The 413-nt window shown below is 37.0% G+C and carries 1 protein-coding gene; it reads right to left on the bottom strand.

All coding sequences use genetic code 11. The features are described from left to right. Positions 1 to 177: 177 nt before the first annotated feature. Positions 178 to 413, bottom strand: a 236-nt coding sequence (locus tag L5876_RS14555; protein ID WP_236957084.1) for a hypothetical protein, incomplete at its 5' end; no start/stop codon positions are given.

Below are 413 nucleotides of genomic sequence, written 5' to 3'. Positions count from 1 at the left end.
CTGTAGGAAACAGGTTGAAGCAATACGCGAATATTTAAGTAACAGTGGCTACTAAGAGTCATTTAAGAATTGCAGCAGTTGCACCAACTGGATGACTCGTAAATGAAAAGTTCAGCAAACAACATACACTACTAAAAAGTGACTTCACTACTAAAAAGTGACTTCCAAAACTTCTTGTTACTTATAATTCTCACTCTTACTTTTCTTGAAATTTTTGTCGGCTATTCGTGTGTGCATCTCGTTTCGGAAGTGGTTCCTGTAAATCGCGGTGTTTGTCTGCTTTGTACGGTGATCCGGGTCTTTTGTACTTGGATGTGCAGTAATTGCTATAAGGCAGGTTGTTTTAGTAATTTCAAAAAGTTTTTTGAACTGTACATTGATATTAGCATTCTTTATTTGCATTCCAAAGCCGC

Source organism: Hyphobacterium sp. SN044 (assembly GCF_021864465.1).
Taxonomy (GTDB): Bacteria; Pseudomonadota; Alphaproteobacteria; order Caulobacterales; family Maricaulaceae; genus Hyphobacterium.
Note: the sequence above shows the minus strand (reverse complement) of the source record. Positions and strands in the feature narration are given on the sequence as shown.